We start from the raw sequence: 25,806 nt of genomic DNA, 5'->3' as shown, positions 1-25,806 counted from the left end.
TGCAATTAACCGTGAGTTTGACCTGAAACTGAAAATCCAAGTCATCTATGATTATTCCAGCATTAGGGATCTCAGCCAGTTTTTGGTTACTAACTATGGACAAACACTGAAAAGCGAGACACTGAAACAGGAAGCAATTAAAGTCCCTACCCCAGTAGTAACACAGACTCCTCCAGCCACAAGCACAACCGATATTGCCGTGATTGGAATGTCCGGGCGTTTTCCAGGCGCAGATAATCTATCCGAGTTTTGGGAGAATCTGCAACAAGGTATAGATTCGATCACAGAAGTGCCGTCAAGTCGCTGGGACGTGGACAAATATTATGATGCCGATCCCCAGAAACCCAATTGCAGCTATAGTAAATGGGGTGGATTTCTGCGGGATGTGGATAAATTCGATCCCCTGTTTTTTAATATTTCCCCCGTAGAAGCGGAAGTCATGGACCCGCAACAACGTCTGTTTCTGGAAAGCTGTTGGCATACCCTGGAAGATGCTGGATATGTTGGGCAGCGACTGGATAGTGTCAAATGTGGTGTATTCGCAGGGGTTATTTATAACGATTATAAAGCACTTTTATATAAACATGGTCTCATCAAGAATCATGGCCAAGTCATGCTAGGCAACGCCAACTCGATTCTGGCCTCTCGTGTGGCCTACTTTTTAAACCTGAAAGGACCGGTGATGACCATAGACACTGCCTGTTCTTCCTCTTTGATGGCTATTCATTTAGCTTGTAAAAGTCTCCGGGAAGGAGAAACAGATATCATGTTAGCCGGTGGTGTCACACTTTACCTATCAGAACAACTTTATGTAGAAATGAGTAAAGCCGGGATGGTTTCGCCTACAGGTAAGTGCAGAGCTTTTGATAACTCTGCTGATGGACTTGTTGTGGGTGAAGCCGTCGGTGTCGTAGCTCTAAAACGTTTAGACCGGGCTATAGCCGATGGAGACATTATCTATGGGGTTATTAAAGGAACTGGTACTAATCAGGATGGCAAGACCAACGGCATTACCGCTCCCAGTGGCAAGTCTCAGTCAGAATTGCAATTAGCAGTATATCAACAGTTTAATATTCACCCTGAAAGTATTTCCTACGTTGAAGCCCATGGAACAGGTACTAAATTAGGTGATCCTATCGAAGTAGAGGCGCTAACACAGGCATTCCGTACCCATACTACAAAGAAGCAGTATTGTGCCATTGCTTCAGTCAAAAGTAATATCGGACATACCACTGCGGCCGCTGGGGTCGTGAGCTTGATCAAAGTGCTGCTGTCGTTACGTCACAAAATGATTCCGCCTACCCTTTATGTGGAACAGGAGAATACCCATCATGATTTTGACGAAAGCCCCTTCTATATCAACAAAAAGTTAAGTGACTGGCAGCCGAATTCCCCTGATCCCAGAAGAGCCGCGATCAATTCCTTTGGGCTGAGTGGCTCAAATTGTCATATCGTTGTGGAAGAATATCAAGAGGAGTTAAATCCCAGTTCTTTTTCCCCTCGCAAGGGAGAACCCGTACTCATCGTCTTATCCGCCAAAAACAAAGACCGACTCCAAGAAATGGCGGCCAATTTTTGTCGTTATCTCGAAAATTCCCACAATATCGACCTATCGCGTTTAGCTTACACCCTCCAGGTTGGAAGACTGGCTATGGAGGAACGTCTGTCCTTAATTGTCTTCGATAGTGAAGAATTAAGAGAAAAGTTGATGGACTATATCGCCGGACGCAGCCGCTCTCAAGTTTATCATGGCAGTATACAGGCAGGAGTCGGCAGACTGTCCTGGTCACGAGAAGAAATTTCACTTGACGAATTGGCTAAACTATGGGTCAAAGGAGTAGAGATAGATTGGTCGATACTATATCCAGATGCCACTCCCAAAATCATCTCTCTACCGACCTATCCTTTTGCTAGAGAACGGTACTGGATTCCAGCCGCACCCGAAGACACTGGGGAGAAAAACAACCCGCCCTCTGAGCATATTACTGACAAAGGTTTAGAGCATTCGCGGACAGAAATCGAGACATATCTGCAAAATATTCTGTCAACAGCCCTGAAAATACCTGCCGCCAAAATTCAAGCCTCAGCACCTTTTGAAAAGTATGGCATTGACTCGGTGATGATCCTCAGCTTAAATCGGGAATTAGAATCCCATTTTGGCGAATTGCCAAGCACCTTATTTTTTGAGTGCCAAAACTTATCCGAACTGGCTGAATATTTTATTAAACATCATCAAACCGCATTGCTAAAAAAGTGGGCAAAAATACCAGCTAAAAAATCAGATGTCAGTTCCAGTCCTAGCACAAAAAAGCTTGATGTCGATTCAAAACCCATATCTGCGGTTAATGTTAATCAACAGCTTGGCAAACCACAATGCCAGGAAATAGCCATCATCGGCATTAGCGGTCGTTATCCACAAGCAGACAATCTGGAAACCTTTTGGGAAAACCTGAAGACAGGAAAAAACTGTGTCACCGAAATTCCCCAAGAACGTTGGGATTATCGTCAATATTATGATCCCCAGAAGAATAAAAGAGGAAAAAGCTATTGCAAATGGGGAGGTTTCATCAATAACGTTGATCAGTTTGACCCCTTATTTTTTAACATAGCTCCCAAAGAAGCCCAAATTATGGACCCACAGGAACGCCTGTTTTTACAGACAGCCTGGGAAACCATTGAAGATAGCGGCTATACCAGAGATAAACTGCATACAGAAAAAGTCGGCGTTTTTGTTGGGGCGCTTTACCTGGAATATCAGTTACTGGGAGTTGAAGAAACAGCCAAGGGTAGGCCGATGTTCCTGGGATACTCTCTTTCCTCCATCGCTAACCGGGTATCCTACTTCTTTAACTTTAACGGTCCGAGCTTGGCTGTAGATACCATGTGTTCTTCCTCTCTGACTGCTATCCATTTAGCCTGTGAATCAATCAGACATGGGGACTGCAATTTAGCTTTAGCGGGCGGGGTTAATCTAGCTCTGCACCCGAATAAATATCTGCAATTGGGTCAAAATGGATTTGCTTCCAGTGACGGGCGTTGTCGCAGTTTCGGCGAGGGTGGCGATGGTTACGTGCCAGGGGAAGGTATAGGGGCAATTTTACTGAAACCACTAGATCAAGCAATCAAGGATGAAGACCATATCTATGCAATCATTAAAGGGAGTTCTCTGAATCACGGCGGCAAAACCAACGGTTATACTGTACCTAATCCCAAAGCCCAAGGTCTACTGATTCAAGAGGTTCTGGAACGAGCCAATGTCAAGGCTAGAACCATTAGTTATCTAGAGGCACACGGCACCGGTACGGAATTAGGAGACCCCATTGAAATTTCCGGTTTAATGCAAGCTTACCAGCAAACAACAGATGAAAAGCAATTTTGCCGGATCGGTTCTGCAAAGGCTAATATCGGCCATTTGGAAGCCGCTGCTGGTATAGCAGCTGTAACCAAGGTGGTTTTACAACTAAAACATCAACAACTGCCACCTTCAATTCACTCGGAAACCGTAAATCCCAACATCCGGTTTGAACAATCTCCCTTTAGTCTACAGAGAAAACTGGAAACATGGGCAAGGCCAGTGATTCAGGAAGGGGATGTAGAAAGGATTTATCCTCTCAGAGCAGGTATCAGTTCCTTTGGAGCAGGTGGGGCAAACGCACACCTAATTTTGGAAGAATATGTAGAAGGTAGAAATAACGACAAATCCAATGCAGATATAGCAGGGCAGCCGTTATTATTCCTCTTGTCTGCGAAAAATGAAAATCTTCTCCAGGAATATGCGAGGAAGCTATTTGAGTTTATTTCTGTTCCCGCTTCATCTGTGGATGTTCATCCGTCGATGCCAAGTATTGCCTATACTTTACAAGTAGGGCGTGAGGCCATGGAGGAACGTTTAGCCGTGATTGCCTCCAGTCGGGAAGAACTTTGTCAAAAATTATGGCATTATTGCCAAGGTGTAGCAGAGAACGAACATTGTTACCGGGGTACGGTGCAAACCACAGATACAGAAATGGAGACACTCCTGCAAGGAGAAAGCGGAGAAATTTTTGTCCGGCAATTGTTGGCTAATCAAGAGTTAGGTAAATTAGCGGCGCTGTGGACTAAAGGTGTAAACATTGATTGGCAGTTACTGTACAGCGAACCCAAACCAAAACGGTCTTCCCTACCGACTTATCCCTTTGCTCAGAAACGCTATTGGATACCTAATGTGGAGATGTCTGAAGAGACAAAATCCCAGGTTATTTACTCCCACCCTTTATTGGATGGATTTGATGTTCAAGAGAGTGTAGGCACTGGAGTCGTGTTTGACAAAACTTTATCCTATACAGATTGGATTGTCAGCGATCATCAAGTTAAAAATCAGCCCGTTCTCCCAGGTGTAGGAGTCTTGGAAATTGCGATCGCAGCTTTTGCTTCAGTGCGAGATAATGAACAATACAATCTCGCTAGAGTTCTCTGGCTACAACCCATAATAGTCACTGAAGAAGGCAAAAAAATCAAGATCGTCATTACCCAAAAAGATCAAGACTTCGGTTTTCAAATTCGTTGCCAAGATACAATTTACGCCCAGGGTGAGTTTATTTTAGCTAAGGAAAAAGAGGCTGCCCAAGAACCACCATTATCCATAGAAGAGATTAAAACACGTTGCTCCCGGAAGATAGACAAACTTAACCATTACAACACTTGCCGGGAAAAAGGTGTTGATTATGGAGTTCATTTTCAGGGACTAGAACAAATCTGGGGAAACGATGAAGAAGCCCTGGGTTTATTTCAGTTACCCAATTGTTGTGACCGGGACTTTCAACAATATCAACTACATCCTACTTTAGTGGATAGCGCTCTCCAGGCGATCGCCGGACTATTTGACCCTCGGCAAAAAAACAGTGGACAACCAATGCTACCTTATGCGGTAGAAAAAGTGGAACAGATTCGTCCTTTACCAACCCGTGGTTATGCACACGTCAAAATTATGGGCAAATCGCGGTATAACGTCGTGGTTGCAGATGAACAGGGTCAGATTTGTTTGCAGCTGAGTGATGTAGTCCTGAGAACACTTAAAGATCCCTTAGCTGAATTTTTCTATGCCCCTAGTTGGATGCTAGAAGCCAAAAATTACCCACCTCTGCCCACCACAACCGCAGAAATCTTTTTATTGGTGTATCCCTTGTCTTGTTTACCTTTGGCAGATACTCTCGCCCATGCCCACAGCAGTCATGAATGTTTAAGATGGCAATTGGGATCAACATCTGCAAAACAAGGGGAAAATCTTTGGCAGGTGAAAGCCGATGATTCCCTAGCTTGGCATAACTGCATCCTAGCTTTAAAGGAAAAGGTCGGTTCTTCTCCACTCACCATTTACTTTTTAAGTGGCAATCAAACCAAATGGGCAGATGATGAAAACCTGGAAATTCTGGAACAAAGCCAGCAACAGGGCATAATGTCACTCTTTCGACTCTTCAAAAGCATTACTTTATCCAACTTTACTGGTCGTCTGCGCTGGAAAATACTCACCAACCGAGTATATGAAATAAAACCGACAGAAATAATCGACCCTCGTAATGCCAGCTTACAAGGTTTTACCTTTTCCCTAGCTAGAGAATACCCCCAACTAGAAGTAAGTTGCTTAGACATCGACCTTGACGATTTTACAGGTGAGGCAACAGCAGCAAACAGACAGGCGTGGGTAGCTCCTATCCTCACCGAACCACCTCATCCTCAAGGTGAAGCCGTAGCCATTAGGAGAGGAAGACGTTATATACGCAAATTGCTTTCTATTAACCTACCAGCCACTGCCAAAATACCTTTTCGCACCCAAGGAGTCTATTTCATTCTCGGCGGGGCTGGTGGTATTGGCTTAGAACTTTGTCGTTATCTCTCAGAAACCGTCCAAGCCAAAATCATTCTTGTGGGCAGGAGTGAATTAGATGCACAAAAGCAAGAAACAATCCGCACCATAGAATCCAAAGGTGGCGAAGTCCTGTACTTAACAGCCGATGCCACCGATTTGGATAGCATGAAACAAGCCCTGGCACAAGCTCGCCACCGATATGGAAAAATTCATGGAGTTTTTCATTCGGCTATTATCCTCAAGGATAAGACCCTGGAAAACATGGATGAGTCCACTTTACGGATGGCTGTGGATATCAAAGTCCGGGGTAGCGTGATCTTACATAAAATCTTTGCAGATGAATCTCTTGATTTTATGTTGTTTTTCTCATCAGCAATCTCCTTGTCGGGCAACGCAGGTCAGGCGAATTACGCAGCAGGTTGTACCTTTAAAGATGCCTATGCTCACAGCCTCGCCCAGAAAGTAGATTATCCTGTCAAGGTCATCAACTGGGGTTATTGGGGAACTGTCGGCATTGTCGCCTCCCAGGAATTTAACAGAAAGCTGGCTGCTGCCGGACTCTACTCAATTCAACCTCCACAGGGTATGGAGTCGATTTCCCGGCTGCTATCCCATCCATTGCCCCAGGTCATGTCTATCAACGCAAATGAGAAATTTCTGGCAGGGATTAACGTTGACTTCAGCTACGATTTAGTCATCTCTCCCCAAGAAAATCCTTCTACCCTACAAACCGTCATAGACCAAACATTGGGGGGATTTAACGAATCAGCAAATACCAAAAACTGTTTTGTGGAAATTGAGCGATGGGGATTACATCTCACCCTACTCTGTTTTCATCAAGCAGGGATGTTCCATAACGCTCATGAACGATACGACAAACAACAGCTGAGAACAAGGTTATCCATCACGCCTGACTATTCGCGTTTATTCGATGAATTATTAAACATTCTCGCCCGTGCCGGCTGGATTCGGATTCAAGGAGAACAAATTGTCTCTACCATCGCAGTAGAAAGTGCTGCGGTGCAGGAAACAATTAAAAATGTGGAAGAGGAAAAAAATCGATTACTTTCCTTTTACCCGACAATGCAAACTCATATTAATCTGGTATGGTTTTGTATGCGTGAATGTTTGGATGTAATGCGTGGAGAAATCGCCGGCACAGACATTATGTTTCCCAATTCCTCCATGGCACGGGTTGAAGGTATTTACAAAGGTAACTCCCAAGTAGACCATTACAACCAAGCTGTGGCACGTAACGTCTTATCCTACGTTCGTCACCAGATTTCAAAGTTAGGCAAAAACGGAAAAATCAAGATTCTGGAAGTGGGGGCAGGAACAGGTTCTACAAGTACGATGATTTTTGATGCCGTGGGAGCATACGGTGAACATCTTGCTTATGTTTATACCGATATTTCCCCTGGACTCATCAACTATGGCAGGAAAACTTTCGGGGCAGATCATCCTTTTGTGGATTTCAAAATCCTAGATGTGGAAAGGGATGTGGAAGCTCAAGGTTATGAACTATTTGATTTTGACATCGTTATTGCCACCAATGTATTTCACGCAACACGCGCAATCAATAATACCCTTCGTCATGCCAAAGCCCTGCTTAAGACTAATGGCTGGCTGATTATTAATGAGGGGGTGAAGAATCTAGACTTTTTAACCTATACATTCGGTTTACTGAAAGGCTGGTGGCTATACGATGATGAAAAGGAAAGGTTGCCAGGTGGACCCAACTTAAGTTTAGCTATGTGGAGAAATGTTTTACACGAAGAGGGGTTTGGCTCTAGTTTCAGCTTAAACGAATCTTCTCAGACGCGTTTGGATTTTGGGCAAGATGTGATTATTGCTGAAAGTAACGGTATAATCAAGCGCCATAGAAAAACCGTAGAGACTCCAACCGTCACAAAAACTGTCACAAAACCTAATTCAGTCAAGTCACAACCCCCATCAATGCGGCAGACTAAACCTGAAATAGTCAGAAAAAAACCAGATGTGAAAACCTATATTCAGGAGAGCATTGCTGAGAACCTGGTTCTAGCATTAGATGTCAGTCAGGAAGATATCAACATCAAAAAACCACTCTCTGAATACGGCGTAGATTCAATTACCGGGGTAGACCTCATCAACCGAATTAATAAAACTCTCAAACTTCAGCTAAGAACTACTGTACTCTTTGACCACGCCAATATAGAAGGTTTTGCCAATGCCATTTTTGATGAATATAGCGAGCAAATTCAGACGCTGTTAGCATCGGAAACATCAGAAACAGTGGAAACTTCAACATCTGTTTTCCATGAGCCTTGGGAGACTGTTGATTCCTTCTCAGTCAATAACACACCCGCAGAGATAATACCAATTCTGTATAAAGATGCGCCAAATTCAGAAAAGAACGAACCACAGAGGCACAGAGAACAAAAAGACAAGTTTACAAAATTCGGCGCAGCCTCACAAAGAAATGGTATAAGGGACGTACAAGAGCAAGAACAAGAGCAATTACCCTCTCCCTATCAGGCGGTTTTTGTTACTAAACCCGGTTTTCCTGAAGATTTAGAAATTCGTGCCATCCAACCCATTGCTCCTGGTGAGGGAGAAGTGGAAATTGGGGTCAGGGCTTGCTCTCTCAACTTTGCCGATCTTCTATCTCTGCGTGGATTATATCCCAATATGCCGCCTTATCCATTTACGCCGGGATCGGAAGTCTCTGGGGTGGTGTTGCGTACTGGGTCGAAGGTACAGCGGTTTCAACCTGGAGACGAAGTAATTGCCGTCATGGGTCCAGCTATGGGAGGACACTCCAAACTGGTTTTAGTCAGGGAGGAGAATGTAGTTAAGAAACCTGCCAATGTAACCCACGCAGAGGCTTGTTCTTTCCCCGTGGTCTTTTTAACCATGAACCACGCCTTTAACTTGGCCAACGTCAAACCAGGTGATAAGGTTCTCATCCAAACCGCAGCGGGGGGACTGGGATTAATTGCGGTTCAATTAGCGGCATTGAAAGGTGCAGAGATTTATGCTACAGCTGGTTCAGCCGCAAAATTGGCATATTTAAACAAGAAAGGCGTTAATAACCTGATTAATTATCGGACAGAGGATTTCGCCGCCAGAATTTTAGAGATGACCAATGGACAAGGTGTTGACGTGATTTTTAATACCTTGTCAGATGATGCAATCCAAAAGGGTTTAAATCTTCTTGCTCCCGGTGGACGTTATCTCGAAATTGCGATGACTGGTCTGAGGAATTCCCGACAACTTGACTTATCCAACTTGGTTGATAATCAGATTTTTCAATCCATTGATATGAGCAGATTATATACCAAGCAGCCAAAACTGTTGAGGGAACATTTGGCACTGATGGAGCAAGTGCTTGCAGAAGGAAAGATCAGACCAACATTGAGTCATAGTTTCTCCTTTGCTCAGATTCGCGAAGCCTATCAATGTTTACAACAACGGGAAAACATTGGCAAAGTTGTTGTTACCTTTGATAATGAAGAAAAACAGCCAGGTTTTGAGAATCATACTGAGAAAAAGCAGACAATTTCCGGTGTTAATCAGGATCATACTCAAAAAAAGCAGTCAGTTGGAGCGATCGCAGTAATTGGTATGTCCGGTAAATTTCCTGGATCTGTTAACACTGAGGAATTTTGGCATAACCTAGCCCATGGTAAAGATAGCATTACCGAAGTCCCCGCCGAGCGATGGGACATCAACGCCTACTACGATCCTAATCCCCAACATCTCGATAAAACCCATTGCAAATGGGGAGGATTTTTAACCGATATTGATAAATTTGACGCACTCTTTTTTAAACTTTCCGGTAGAGAAGCAGAACTCACTGATCCACAACAGAGACTTTTTTTACAAGAAGCTTGGAAAGCCCTAGAAGATGCCGGTTACGCCAATAATGCCTCCATCTCCAACACTAAATGTGGTGTTTTTGTTGGTGCAGACCCTGGAGATTATCGCGTGAAGATGCGCGAAGCCGGAGTACCATCTGAACCCCAATCCTTTTGGGGTAACGCCGGTTCACTCATCGCTGGACGGATTTCCTATTTCTTAAACCTCAAAGGTCCTAGTATTACAGTTGACACAGCTTGCTCATCATCCCTGGTGTCCATCCATCTGGGTTGTCAAAGTATTCTCCAGGGTGAAAGCGATATGGTCATCGCTGGTGGTGTCTATATTGGTACAACCCCTAATTTCCATGTTGTAGCCAGTAATGCCAAGATGCTTGCACCCGATGGCAAGTGTAAAACATTTGATCAGAACGCAGATGGGTTTGTGCCTGGGGAAGGAGTAGGGGCTGTAGTCCTCAAACCCCTAGAAGCGGCTCGTCAAGATGGCGACCATATCTATGGGGTAATTCTGGGTTCTGGTTGCAATCAAGACGGACGCACCTATGGTATCACCGCCCCCAGTGCTGCTTCCCAAAGTGAGTTGGAACAGAGTGTATACCAAAAAGCCAACATCAATCCAGCTACAATCACTTATGTTGAAGCACATGGTACGGGGACAAAATTAGGTGATCCCATCGAAATTGATGCCCTTACTAAAGCCTTTCAAAGCTATACCGATAAAAAACGTTATTGCGCTATAGGCTCAGTTAAAAGTAACATCGGTCATGCCGCTACAGCAGCGGGGATTGTCGGTTTTATCAAAGTTTTATTATGTTTGCAACACCGCCAATTAGTGCCATCGTTGAATTTTGAAAAGAGCAACGAACATATTGATTTTGAGAATAGCCCCTTTTATGTGAATAGGGAACTCAAAAATTGGCCAGTTGAGCCAGGAGAGTTAAGGCGAGCCGCTATTAGCAGTTTTGGCTTTAGCGGCACTAATGCACATATAGTAGTGGAAGAATATCAACAAGAAAATGCCAGCAAGGAAGAAGAAACCGTTTTAATTCTCCTCTCGGCCAAAAATAGCGATCGCCTCAAGCAAGTTGCTGAAAATCTGTATCGTTTTATGCTGGATAGTCCATCTTATACTCTATCAGATATAGCCTATACTCTCCAGGTGGGGCGCGAAGCGATGGAAACACGGGTAGCTTTTATCGTTAATGCCAAAGATGCCTTGCTGCAAAAATTGTTGGATTTGATCGCAGACAAAACGAATGATGAAAATTTTTATTTGGGTGAGGTTAAGGGAGGAGAAGTAAACCCCTCTACAGTTTCTTCTGTCGATCTGTTAGCCGCCCTCAACAACCGGGAACTGGAAAAACTTGCTGCCTGGTGGGTATCAGGTATGACTCTGGACTGGAGTCAATTACCGAGAACGGTTAAACCCCAGCGAGTTCCCCTGCCCACCTATCCTTTTTCCCTAGACCGTTACTGGTTTGATTCAGCCGCGTCCGTAAAAATAGCTAGACCCCAAACAGACTATATTTTCCAAAAAGAGTTAAAATCCACAGAACCGCTGTTGGCGCAACATACTATCAATGGAAAACCTGTTTTTCCGTCCGTGGGTTTCCTAGAAATGTTGCTGGACTGTTTAAACCAGATCATGCCTCATCAATCTGCGGTTTTACAAGATTTATTCTGGCTCACTCCACTTTATGTCCTTGATCAATACTCCGTTCAAATTGTGGTGGAAGTAAAACAAGATACATTTAAATACCGCTTTATTGGTGATGAAGCAGATGAAAACACAGTGTATTGTCGTGGTAATGGTTATTGGGTGCAATCTCAGGCAGCACTTCCTGCTGTAGATATCAAGCACTTAAAAAACAGCATCCCCAAACAAGTATTTCCCGAAGCACCATACCGCTCATTTGCTACCAACCAAGTTGTGTTGGGAAGCCTTTATCAAGGGGCAACCGCAGTCTGGGCTGATGGAAAAAAGGCATTAATCGCCATTGATATACCGCAACAGGGTACTGAATATCTTTTCCATCCGGCAACCTTTGTGGCCGCCTTACTCGCTTGTCGTTGGTTTGATGCCTCTCAACAAGAAGTTGGCATTCCCTTTTTCATCCAAAAAGTGGAACGATGGCATGACGTAGAACAACCAGCTTATGCTTATGTTGTGCAAGGAGCGCAGCAGGAACTCGATGTACAAATATTAGATCGCTGGGGGCAAGTGGCGGCTCGTTATAGTGGGATTAAGCTCAAAACCTTGAAAACAGTTAACCTGGAAAAGTTGATTTACGTTCCGGTCTGGCAACGTTTAGCTGATAGCAATATCCCTGCTCAGGAACAACACACCCAGGGTACTACGCTGCTAGTCTATGATCAAGAAAACAGGTCAGAAGCGGAAAAGCTGTTAAAAATCTATCAAGCTCGGTCACAGCAGGTTCTCTGTATTTGTCTTCCAGAAACGGATAATTATCAGTTCGACCACCTGGAAAATCAATTAAAGCAACTTACCTCACCGCTGTTGCATATTTGTTTCCTCGCTACCTCAATATCCCCACATAGTTTTGGGAAAACTGTTCCTGAGCCTTGGTATGTCATGGGGTTACTGACTTTGGTGAGAAAATTAGCACAGTTGGGATATGCGGAGAAAGCCTTACAATGGACATTATTAACAAATCGTGCCTATGCCTTACACCCAGAAGAGCAAATTGACCCCTATACATCCGTAATTGTAGGCTTGGCAACTTCTTTAGCTCAAGAACATATCCATTGGCAGGTTAATCTCTGCGATCGCCACAATATCAATATATCACCGTCTTCTAGGAGTAGCGAGGATTTTCTTTTTCCCCCATTGTTGGTAAATGGCAACGGTGATGATCAAAGTTTAAATGTAATTGTGGAACGAAATGGGAATGCTTACGTGAGAAAACTGGAATCCTTAGATTTACCCCACCGGTCAAAAAGTCCCTTCCGCAACAAAGGCATCTATGTACTGGCTGGCGGCGCAGGTCACGTAGGTGGTATCCTAACTAGATACCTGGTAGAAACCTATCAAGCAGAAGTTATCTGGCTAGGAAGACGAGAGCAGGATGAGTCCATAGACAAAAAAATAGCAGCGATCGGTACATTTGGTCCTCGCCCCCAATATATTACTTTGAAAAATTGGTCTGAGCCAGAAACCAAAGCCGTTTTTGATCAGATTAAACAAGAACACAAAACCATTCATGGTGTCTTTAATCTAGTCATGGTTGCTCAAGGTATCCCCATCCGCAGTCTTAGTGAAGAACAATTTCGGGCAGGTTCATTTGACGGCAAAGTCAAATCTGCGTTAGCTCTTTACTCTGTGTTGAAAAACGAACCACTGGATTTTCTAGTTTTCTTCTCCTCCATGCAAAGTTTTGCTCAACGTTTAAAATTTATGTCAGCGAATATGAGTAGTTACATAGGAGGATGTATATTTCAAGATGCCCTTGTCCATGAAATGAACAGGCAGGTGAACTATCCTGTCAAAACCATTAACTGGGGTTATTGGTCACATAAACAACAACACGATTTCGAGGGAACACATGAACAGTACGAAGCCTATCTTAAAAAGAAAGGGATTTACAGCCTCAATGCTGAGGAAGGAATGGAATCTTTGGAGCGAATATTGGCGCACAAATCGGCACAAGTAGTGGTGACAAAGGCAGCCGATGAAATCCTCAAAAATTTAGGGGTTGCGTCCATCGAAAATCCTCTAATTGCTTCATTGCCAGATCGTTCCTCCATGCTGAACCGCTTATTGGCAGAGGCTGACAAGTTTTAATCCCTGTTCCCTCAATTTATCCTCAATTTATTTTTTGCCAAACCTCAGAGAAAAGAGAGTTATCTAGTGAAAGCATCATCAACTCACCCTCGTAAATTGACAGACGTATTAATCATTCATGGGATTTTTCAAGCCCTCAAAACCCTTGGTGTTTTGGAGTCTATGAGGAATTTGTCTGATATCGAAGCACTGAGAAAGCAGTCCGGTGTTCTGGATAAGTATCGTCGTTTATGGGGTGAGATTATTCAAATTCTCATTCGAGCCGAAAAAATAGAAGATCACGGACGAGCAATTCTGTTAAAAGAAGAATATGATCTCCTTGAGCAACAAATTGACTCCATCGATATAGATGGGGAAGCAGACAGATTGTGTGCATCCTATCCCCGGTTAAAGCCGCAATTGGATGTCCTGATACCTTGCCTCAAGGAACTACCGAAGATTTTGACTGGTCGTAAACAAGCTACCGAAGTTCTATTTGCACATTCTTCAATGGCCAGGGTGGAAGCAATTTATAAGGAACATCCCTCCGCTGAATATTTTAATCTCCGGGTAGCTGACTTTGTGAAAGCTACCGTAGAACAGGCGCTACCCAGCCTCACTCATGGGCAAAAAATACACATTCTGGAAATAGGTGCAGGTACTGGTGGCACTAGTACATTTTTGTTTAAAGCACTTAATATTTATGCAGATAAGTTACACTATATTTATACAGATATATCAAAAAGCTTCTTGATTCATGCTGAAGAAACCTTCTGTAAGGAATATTCATTTATAGAGACGCAACTGTTAAATATCGAACAAGCTGTAGCTAAACAAGGATTTGAGCCAGCTAGTATTGATATTGTAGTGGCTGCTAATGTCTTGCACGCCACACGCAACATTAGCATCACCCTACAAAATGCGAAAACATTACTCAAGTGCAATGGACTCCTGGTATTAAATGAGTTAACGGAAGTTTCATCTTTCCTGACCATGACCTTCGGTTTGTTAGATGGCTGGTGGTTGTATGATGACGAAAACATTCGTCTACCAGGTTCACCTGCTCTATCAGCCAAAAATTGGCAGTTAATGCTGGAAAAAGAGCATTTTCACCAAGTGATGCTATTGGATGAAAAAGCCCAGATGCTGGGGCAGCAAATTATCATCGCCAAAAGCGACGGTAACATCAAAGACGCGCCCCTGATGACACACAAGGTAGCCACCCCCATCAATCCTGTCAGGGAAGAGGTAAAAGCAACGCTCTCATCATTAGAAATCGCCGCCTCAGTCGAAGCCAGTCTGATGACGCAATTGAGCCTGTGCATCAAGATTGAACAAAGTCGGCTTAACACCCATACCACGTTTTCAGATTATGGTGTGGATTCAATTCTGATGCTGGCTTTTGTCGATAAAATTAATGAGACTCTGGGAATTAATTTAAACCCCTCAGAATTATTTAATTATACCACCGTAGAACGTCTGACTGAATTTATTGTTGATCGATATAGCAATGAACTCTCCCTATTACAAGAAATTCCAGAAAAACAACCGGCTCAGATTCACAAAAATAACACTGAAATAAAAGTAACAGAAAAAGTAAAAAACAATAATTCTGATCACTCCTTACCAGCATTATCTGACAGAAAAGACAATCAGAATCTTCGTGACATAGCAATTATTGGCATATCGGGTCAGTTTCCCGGTGCAAACAACACCCAGCAATTTTGGCAAAATTTGCAAGCAGGTATAGATAGTGTGGGTATTCTGCCCGAAAGCCGTCTTGATTCTCAAATGTATAGTCCCCAGCCAGAAGCAGGAAAATGTTATTGCAAATGGGGCGGCATTTTAGAGGAACAGTCCTTTTTTGACCCGTTGTTTTTTGAAATCTCTCCTAAAGAAGCTGCGGAGATGAATCCTTCTCAGCGGGTATTTATGCAGGAAGCCTATCGAGCGTTGGAAGATGCTGGGATTGTCAACGAAAAGCTTTCACAATTGCAATGCGGTATCTATGTTGGTTGCGAACCCAACGGTTATAGCCAACAGGGTTTCACCGGTGCATCCGAAGCCCTGATTGCTTCCAGAATCTCCTATTTTCTCAATTTGCAAGGACCGGCTGTGGTCATTAATTCCGGCTGTTCCTCGTCTTTAGTGGCTATTCATCTAGCCTGTGAAAGTCTGCGTCATGGTGAGAACGATATCGCCCTGGCTGGAGGGGTTTTCACTAATCTCAATAGCGAGTTATTGGTTTGTCTGTCATCCATTGAGATGTTATCATCCTCTGGAAAATGTCGCGCCTTTGATGCAACTGCCAATGGTACGGTTCTGGGTGAAGGTGTCAGCGTGCTAGTATTAAAAAAATTACAGGCTGCCCTGGATGATGGTGATTTAATTTATGGTGTCATCAAAGGCAGTGGTATTAATCAAGACGGCAGAAGTAATGGCATTACTGCACCTAACGGGTTAGCACAAGAAAAATTAATCAAGCAAATTTATCAAAAATATAACATTGATGCCAGTAAAATTAGCTATATCGAAGCCCACGGCACTGGCACTAAATTGGGCGACCCGGTGGAAGCGAATGCGTTGAAGAAAGTATTTTCTGCAATCAACCCAGAGTCAGGTTTTCATTGTGGAGTCGGTGCGGTTAAATCGAATATAGGACACGCAGCGGCGGCGGCGGGTGCAATAGGTGTAGTGAAGATTCTGTTATGTATGCAACACCGCCAGTTGCCAGGACTGGTGCATTTTCATCAACTTAACCCTTTGATTGATTTTAACGACACAGGTTTATATATTGTTGAGCAATTACAGGACTGGGAAGCAGAACCTGGTGAGCCGTTAATGGCGGCTATAAACTCTTTCGGACACAGTGGAACTAATGCCCACGTCGTGATTCAGTCTTCACCGATGCAGATGATGAGCGACAGCAATAAACCATTTTATTTAATCTGTTTATCGGCTAAAACTGAGGAAGCACTAAAACATAAAATCAGTGATTTGAGTGAGTATCTGACACGTAACGACAAGCAGGTAACTTTAGGAGCAATAGCTTATACCTTAAATACAGGCCGCGCCCATTTCAAAAAACGCTGTGCTTTTGTGGTTGATTCACTAGCGGCTTTGCACGCTGCCCTGACGCAACCATTAGATGGTCTTGTGAGCAATGCGGAAAAAATGAGTCTGCAAGAACAGGCTTTTTGCAAGAAAGTTTTTGATTTGACAGTGGCAGACCTTAATCATACAGGAAATCTCGAAAGTGGAATTGATCAAACTGCTTATAAAGATCACCTCATGACACTTTCCGGGCTGTATCTCAAAGGTTTTGATTTAGACTGGCAGCGAATTTACACAGGACAATTCTATCATCGTGTATCCCTGCCTACCTATCCCCTTGCTAAAGATGCTTACTGGATTCACAAACCAATAATTAACTCCACCGAGCCTGTTGTTACCAAACCCGAAACAGCCAGCGAGAACCATCAGCCGCCTGAACAAGAGCAAAGGACGCTAGGTGGACAGTTCTATTTGCCACAATGGAAACGCCTAGATCAAAAGATATCCCTCTCCAGTTCCAGTGATAACACTAAGCCAGGAGTAGCATCTAGCACAGTTGTAATTTTTTATCCACCAACAATGTCTGGTGTGAAAGATGAGATACAAAAGTGCCATGAGCAAGCTGCAAGCCAGGTTGTTAGTTTTGAGGTTGGCAACACTCCTGAGTCTGAATTAAATGTGTGTGATCGCAATGCCTTTAAACTCGCCCTAGCATCTCCCCATCTGGGATTGGCGGCTTTACTTGAGCAAGGTCAAGCTTTAACAGTCTATTTTATCATGCCCGAACCCGATCAAGCTGTAGGCTTAGAGTTAAACCTCAAACGCCTTGAACATAACCAATCGCTGGGTTTAATGGCACTTTTCCACTTAATTCAAACACTATTAGACTATCATTGCTATGCTAGTGAACTGACTCTAAAAATCGTGACTCAGCAAACACAGGTGTGCAAACCTTGTGAGCAAATTGCCCCCTATGGCGCAGATGTGGTTGGTTTTGTGCAGTCGTTAACCAAAGAATATGACCTCTGGCAGGTAAGCTGCGTAGATATTAATCGGCAGACATTGTGGACATCCGAGCAAAGCCAAAACTTTGCCCAGGCACTGACAGCCCTGAAGCCACCACAGAATGGCCGCGTCCTCTGCTGGCGGGAAGGGCGTTTTTATGACAATGTTCTCACCCAGGCTCATCTAAGCAGCATTCAGGGCAGTTCATTCAAGACCAACGGCGTATACCTGATTATCGGTGGCGCTGGCGGTTTGGGTTTTGTCCTCAGCCAATACTTGCTAGAAACTGTACAAGCAAAATTAATATGGGTGGGACGGCGCAGCGTCGAGGCTTTATCAGAGGAGGCACTAAAACTATTAAAAATACAAAGTGCTGAAATATTGTACCAGCAAGCAGATATTTGCGATATTGAATCTATGCAGCGAGTGCTAGAACAAAGTAAAGCAAATTTTGGCCATATTGACGGTGTAATCCATTCTGCCTTAGTTTTGGAAGATCGAGCGATCGCAGATATGGATGAAAAAACCCTACACAAAGTGCTTGCTCCCAAAATACAGGGCAATGTGGTACTCCAGCAAGTCCTAGCTGATGAGCCTTTAGACTTCCTATTATTTTTCTCTGCTGGGCAGTCCTTTATGAGTCATGCCGGGCAAAGTAATTACGCCGCTGCCTGTACCTTTGAAGATGCCTGGGCGCAGTACCAAAATCAGCACCAAAACTACCCGGTCAAAATTATCAACTGGGGTTATTGGGGCGAGGTGGGCATTGTCGCCACCGCTGACTACCGTCAAAGAATGGCCAAACAGGGTGTACTATCAATTAATCCCCAAGAAGGAATGCAGGTCGTTGAGCGATGTCTGGCATCTGACGCTACACAGGTCGCTTATTTCAAAGCCCAACCAAGTACCTTGAGCCGTTTGGGCTTGGATGACACAATCATCATGTCTGCAAGCCAAAAAAGTGCTTCCCCTGCGATGATGGATACCGTAATTGCTGCCACCCAATTTCCATCAATCTCCCTGCAAGACAGACAGCATTATCAACAGGCTATGCAACAATTAGATCGTCTTGGTTGTTACCTACTTCTGCGTGCATTCCAGACAATGGGTGTGTTTTGTCAGCCCGGTGAGCAATATCAGCAACAAGCACTGGCTAGTAAATTAGCTATTCCAGAAAGTTATCATCAGCTGTATCGAGAATGGCTGAACTTGCTAGAGAAAGCTGGCTTTATTGCCATCAATGGTTTGCACATTGCAGTTAAAAACACTTTACCAACAGACAACAACGAAAATCACAACTGGTTAAAACCATATCCCGAACTGACATCCCACGAAAAATTATTGCGAACCTGTCTGCAAGCTTACCCAGATATTATCCACGGATCTGTGGCAGCAACGGATATTATGTTTCCAGAAGCATCAATGGAATTGGTCGAAGGTGTTTATCAAGGCAATACCGCCGAGGCGCTGAATACTAAAGCTAGAGATGCTGTAGTAGCTTACGTAAAAGCACGGGTCGCTGAGTGCCAAAAACTTTCAGGTGCGGTCATGCCAGAAAAAATTGTCCTTTTAGAAGTCGGGGCTGGAATTGGTGGCATGAGTAGTGATATTTTCCAAGGTCTGGCACCCTATGGACAATATATAGAATATTATTACACCGATATCTCCGAGCATTTTGTCCACTACGGCCGCAGTCGCTATGGTAATGATTACCCCTTTGTGAGATTTCAACGTTTAGACATTGAACAAGAGCCTCAACTGCTAAGTGATGTTTTGCCTAGTGCCTGTGATATCGTCTTAGCAGCGAATGTACTTCATGCAACCCAATCAATTCGCCAGACAATACAACACGTTAAATTCCTGCTAAAACGGCACGGACTGTTAATTTTAAACGAAGTCACAATGCCTACAAGCTTTGCTACATTGACTTTTGGGTTATTAGAAGGCTGGTGGCGCTATCAAGATGCCGAAGTGCGGATGCCTGGCGGTCCCTTATTAAGCGAGTCTCTGTGGCATACTTTGCTCGAAGAAGAAGGTTTTACCAACGTCGTCTCCCTGGGTGAGCAAAGCGAAGGTGAAATGTTGGGACAAAATATTATTGTTGGTCAAAGTGATGGCTGGAGCTTGCGTAAAAATACGCTGGACGATAAAACCCAGGAAAAGCAGACAGAGCCGCAAATTTCAGAACCAGAGAGCATTGTTACCCAAGTTAAAAACGCCTACAGTCCAGCACAGTTAGTTAAAAAAGTCACATCGGAGATTGTGGAAACCCTGTCAGAAACATTGGACATAGTATCTACTCGTGTGGAACTAGATGTACCGTTTTCTGAGTACGGCGTGGACTCGATTCTATCTGTTTCGATTATTAACCAATTAAACAAACGCTTAGGGATTCGTCTTAAACGCCCTGATTTGTTCAATTATACTACCATTGAAAGCATGGCGACGCATATCGTCACAACTTTTAGCGATCGCCTAACACAGTCCTTAGCAGAAAAAGTAGAAAAGCCCACACCAGCAGCCACCCCTCAAAACATACAAACTGCGGTTAAGCCACAAAACCAGCCGCAAACAAGCCAAGAACCGATTGCAGTGATAGGAATGTCTGCCTGTGTACCAGGTGCTGATAATGTGCATACATTCTGGGAAAACCTAGTTGCAGGTAAAAATTCTGTTACCCAGCTTCCCCGTGAGCGTCAGCAACGGGAGTCAGATATCTCCCAGCGGCCAGCCGGATACATGGATAACATTGCCGAATTTGATCCGCTATTTTTCGCTATTTCTCCCCAAGAAGCGCAGTGGATGGACCCACAACAGAGGCTATTCTTACAGCAAGCTTGGTCTGCCTTGGAAGATGCCGGATATAATCCACGCAGCCTAGAAGGCAGTTCCTGCGCTGTTTTTGTGGGCTGCTCTGCAACAGGATATGGTGTCAAAGAGGGCGAACGGGCAGGTTATGTACCCTATGCAATGACCAATAGCGAGGCCATATTACCCGCCCGAATCTCATATTTTCTCGACTTAAAAGGTCCCAGCATTCCCATTAACACCGCTTGCTCCTCGTCTCTGGTTGCTATTCATCTGGCCTGTGAACAAATCCGTTCTGGGCAAAGTGACATGGCTCTAGCTGGCGGTGCTTCCGCGCTCATTGGTTCTGCCTTGCACATCGGTCTCAAAGGTGCCGGAATGTTATCTCCTGATGGTCTTTGCAAAGCATTTGATCAGGAGGCCAACGGCTTTGTTCTTGGCGAAGCGGTTGGCGTTGTCGTTCTCAAATCGCTGTCTGCCGCATTAGCCGACGGGGATTCCATCCATGGTGTAATTATTGGTTCAGCGATTAACCAAGATGGTAAAACCAATGGGATTATGGCACCAAATGGTCCATCTCAGACCGCCTTAGTTGAGTCAGTGTACCGCAAATTCCAAATAGATCCCAATACGATTAGTTATATCGAAACTCATGGTACAGGAACTCAATTAGGTGATCCTATAGAAGTAAACGCTCTTGCTGATGCCTATACAAAATTCACCAGCAAAACCCAGTATTGTGCCATCGGCTCGGTAAAAACCAACATTGGACATACCACTACTGCTGCTGGAGTATGCGGTCTAATTAAAACATTGCTGTGTTTGAAACATCAAAAACTTGTACCGTCCCTACACTATAACCAACCCAACGAAAACATTCAATTTGAACAAACTCCTTTTTATGTCAATACCCAGACAAAAAACTGGCCGGGTAATCAGCAGGGTATCAGACGTGCGGCTGTAAGTTCCTTTGGATATAGCGGCACTAATGCACATATAGTAGTGGAAGAGTTTGTTGAAACTAGAACAAATACTGCCGGACATCATAATCCTGTGCTGATTGTATTGTCGGCCAGAAATGAGGCGTGTCTCAAAAATTTAGCCAGCAATCTGAAGGATCATTTAAATAGAAAAGAGAGCCATTTACAACTGGTAGATGTGGCTTATACGCTTCAGATTGGCCGACAGGCAATGTCAGAACGTCTGGCATTTGTTGCCAAAAGTGTGCAGGACATAATACAACATTTAAGCGATTTTGTTGACGGCAAAGCCAATACCGAGAATTTATACCGGGGTAAAGTTAAACCGACAGGCGATAAAACCGATTTGCTTTTGGAAGGTGATGCTGGACAGGCATTTATTGACACGATTTTAAAACAACAGGATTACCGCAAGTTAGCCGCATTATGGGTGGCTGGAACAGGCTTAGATTGGAATTTACTCTATATTGAAAACCGCCCCCGCCGCATCTCCCTGCCTAGTTATCCTTTTGCACGCGAAAGTTATTGGTTGGATGCTGTGGAAGCAACAAAGGTAGAAAATTTAACCAAAAATCAGCTAAAAGCAGAGATGCCCACGACTCAAATTGTACAAAACACTGAGCTAATGACTTTTGAGGAAATCTGGTGCGAACAGCCTTTTAGCGACACTTCTGGTTCTGTCAGCTACAAAAACGTTATTTATTTTCTTTCCCAGTCAGAAAATCAGCAGATAATGCTTCAGGCAATACAAGCCATTGACCCGAACATCAATGTTATTTTCATTGCCCAAGGTGATGCTTATACAAAACATTCAGCTTCTAGTTATACAATTAACTCAGAAGATACACAGAGCTATCGTCAAGTTTTTGCAGATATTAGCCAGAATCAAGGCAAAGTGGATGCACTAGTTTATCTGTGGCCTACTGAGGATTTGCATTGCTTGTACAATTCATCTGCGATCGCTCATATTTTACAAGCTCTTGGCAAAAGTACATTAAAACCTTCCCGGTTATTACTTGTGGCTGCCTTTACCACTGCCTTAGAGCGTTGTTATCTTGAATCCTGGATTGGCTTTGAACGTTCTTTAAAGCTGATTATGCCAGGAATCCAAGTAGCTGGACTCTATCAAGAAAACCCAGGACAAGGCCAAACTATCTCCATGACAGAATGGAGTCAAAACATTCATTCTGCACTCAAAACGCCGAAAGCGCAGACAGTGCTAATCCAAAAACAGCGACGCTACATTTGTCAGATTCAAAAAACCGTGCTGACAAAACCGGATAATGATATAGCATCGGCAATAAAACCTGGAGGAACTTACCTAATTACCGGTGGCTGTGGGGGCTTGGGTTTTTTAGTTGCACAACACTTGGCAGCCTATTTTCACCAACCTACAACTTCCATAGCAGGTACAGCCGTTAATTTAATTCTCACAGGTCGCTCCTCTCTAGATGAAAAGATACAAAACAAAATAAAGCAACTGGAAAAACTGGGAGCCAAGATTAACTATATTCAAGCCGATGTCTGCGATTCCATAGCCATGAGAAATGGCATTGCCAGTGCTAAAAACCGTTTTGGAGACATCCACGGTATTTTTCATATCGCTGGGATTGCTGCCAGTGCAACTATCCTAGATACAAATATGGACGACTTTCAACAAGTGCTTAGTCCTAAAATTGCCGGGACATTGATGCTTGACGATTTGTGTCGTGATGAACCACTGGATTTTGTCTGCTATTTTTCCTCTGCTGCGGCTATATTAGGAGACTTTGGTGCTTGCAACTACGCCATTGGGAATCGGTTTCAAATGGCCTATGCCACCTATCGTAATCAACTACAACAACAGGGTATGCGTCAAGGTAAGTCCTTGGTAATTAATTGGCCACTTTGGCAGGAAGGCGGCATGGGCTTTAGTACAGACGAAAATACCCAGATGTATTTGCGTTCCAGCGGCCAGCGAGTTTTGGAAACCGGGGAAGGTTTAGCGGTTTTGGATAAAATCCTGAGCCAAAATAAAACACAGCATTTGGTATTGGTTGGACAGCCCAGCCGAATTCATAGCTTTTTAGGGCTGACTCAAGCCCCATTAAATCCATCACCTGTGAATCCAATACCCGTAAATAAAGTATTGAAACGGCCAGAGCTAAGAGGCTTGAGTTTGGAAGAGTCAGTATTATGGGATTTAAGAAATATTATCGTCCAACAACTGAAAGTGCCTTGGGAACAGCTGGAGCGAGAAACCAACTTAGCCGATTTTGGGTTTGATTCAATTAGCTTATTAAACTTTGCCACTCGCCTGAGCGAATATTATCAACTTGAAATCACACCCGCCTTGTTTTTTGGGTATTCGACTCTGGAACATCTCACAGAGTATTTTTTAAGCGAACATAGCGACTTTATCCCAGCCTTTTATCAAGAACAGACAAAGACACAAGAGCATTCAGCCCAACTTCCTGCGGAAGCAAACGCTTTTATCCCTAGCTTACCTGAAGAAGTGCGAGCAGAAAAAACAGATGAACCGATAGACAACGAGCCGATTGCCATTATTGGCATGAGTGGCAGATTTGCCAACGCCTACGATATTGAACAAATGTGGAATATCTTGGCAGAGGGTAAATGTGCGGTAGCCGAAATTCCGCCCAATTATTTTGACTGGCGCAAATATTATGGCAACCCAAATCAGGACACCAACAAAACCAACAGCAAATGGTGCGCCTCTATTCCTGGCGTTGCCGAATTCGACCCCTTATTTTTCCAGATTTCCCCACGAGAAGCGCCAAACATAGACCCCCGTCAACGACACTTGTTACAAGAATCCTGGAATGCTCTAGAAAATGCTGGATACGGGGCGCATCATCTTAATAATCAAAAAATCGGTACTTTTGTTGGCGCTGAAGAAGGAGATTATCATCTACGAGTTAAAGAGGGCAACGTCACCTCTAATCACTCAGGTATTCTCGCTGCCCGTTTGGCCTATTTCTTAAACCTGAAAGGTCCAACAATGACAATTAATACCGCCTGTTCCTCCTCACTGGTGGCGGCTCATCAGGCTTGTCTGAGTTTACGACAGCGCGAATGCGATACAGCAATCGTGGCAGGTGTGAATCTGATGCTCACACCCTACGGCTATATCAGTATGGCACAAGCAGGTATGTTATCCAACGATGGACATTGTTATGCCTTTGATGAACGGGCTAATGGTTTAGTGCCTGGTGAAGCAGTAGTAGTAGTGGTACTGAAACGACTTAGACAAGCTTTAGCTGATGGCGATCCTATTCAGGCGCTGATATTGGCCAGCGGCATTAACTATGATGGTAAAACCAATGGCATCACCGCACCTAGCGGCGTTTCTCAGACCGAGTTAGTCAAAGATGTTTATCAACGAGCCAAGGTTAGTCCGCAGGATATTGATTATATTGTCACACACGGTACTGGTACTAAATTAGGCGACCCGGTTGAGCTAAACGCACTGAACGAAGTCTTTAAGGGCAGTGACCGCCCCTGCGCTATCACTTCCAGCAAAACCAATTTTGGACATACTTTTTCAGCTTCGGGTCTTGTGAGTCTTGTCAGTTTAGTACAGGCACTTCGTTATCAAACACTTCCTCAAAGTTTGCACTTTGCTGAGAAAAACGACTTTGTTTTGTGGGATAAAAGTCCTCTCTATGTGAATACAGCCAATCAGCCCTGGCCTTATCAACCAGGTAAAAAACGCATTGGCGCAGTCAGTGCTTTTGGTATGAGTGGCACAAATGCCCATCTGCTCGTTCAGGACTATCAATGCAATAGAAAAGAACAGCCAGCCTCACCTTATGCCTTACTGGTATTGTCAGCAAAAACCGCAGAGGCGCTGCAACTAAAAGTCAAAGCCATGATTCAGTTCTTGCAAAAGGGACTAGTCGATAATGTCACACTGGCTGATATTAGTTATACCTTGTTTGCCGGTCGCCACCACTTTCAATACCGTCTGGCCATTGTGGTTGAAGATATAGCTGATGCTATTTACACTTGGTCACAATCAGGGAATTCAGAGCAAAAACCCCATATTTTTCAGGGTAAAGTTCCTACTGAATTTAGTGGTCAAAAGGTGATTCGCAATTATATTAACGAATTACTGCAAAAAATTCGCCTCTGTGCTGATAATGACAACTTGTATCGGGAAAACCTCTTTGGGTTAGCTGATTTTTATTGTCAGGGCTATGATATTCCTTGGTCTACTCTGTATGGAGATACACCTCCACGTCGGATTAATCTTCCTGGTTATCCGTTTTCCAGACAGCATTTTTGGCTGGATTTCTCCCCAGAGTCCCATGATGAGCCTGTTACTACCAAAATTCCTGTTGTCGAACCACAGAAATCAACAGTCGATGCACAAAAAACATTTAAAGAATTTAGCTATCTTCTCCAATGGGAGCAACAGGCACAATTAAAACCTGAAATCAAAGCAAATCAGGTGGTTTTGCTAGTTTACTT

At 43.9% G+C, this 25,806-nt stretch carries 2 protein-coding genes (1 of these 2 cut by a window edge); both read left to right on the top strand.

What is annotated here, in order from left to right; all coding sequences use genetic code 11:
• Window positions 1-82 precede the first annotated feature (82 nt).
• Window positions 83-13,507, top strand: a complete 13,425-nt coding sequence (locus VB694_RS06325; protein WP_323359465.1) for an SDR family NAD(P)-dependent oxidoreductase — start codon at window positions 83-85, stop codon at window positions 13,505-13,507.
• Window positions 13,508-13,573: 66 nt separating this feature from the next.
• On the top strand, window positions 13,574-25,806 hold the start of the coding sequence (locus VB694_RS06320) for an SDR family NAD(P)-dependent oxidoreductase (protein ID WP_323359464.1). 18,781 nt of this gene lie beyond the right edge of the window; 12,233 of the gene's 31,014 nt are visible here — the first part of the coding sequence; its start codon is at window positions 13,574-13,576; the stop codon falls past the right edge of the window.

The sequence above is a fragment of the Anabaena sp. UHCC 0451 genome, from assembly GCF_034931405.1.
In the GTDB taxonomy this organism is placed as follows: domain Bacteria; phylum Cyanobacteriota; class Cyanobacteriia; order Cyanobacteriales; family Nostocaceae; genus RDYJ01.
Note: the sequence above shows the minus strand (reverse complement) of the source record. Positions and strands in the feature narration are given on the sequence as shown.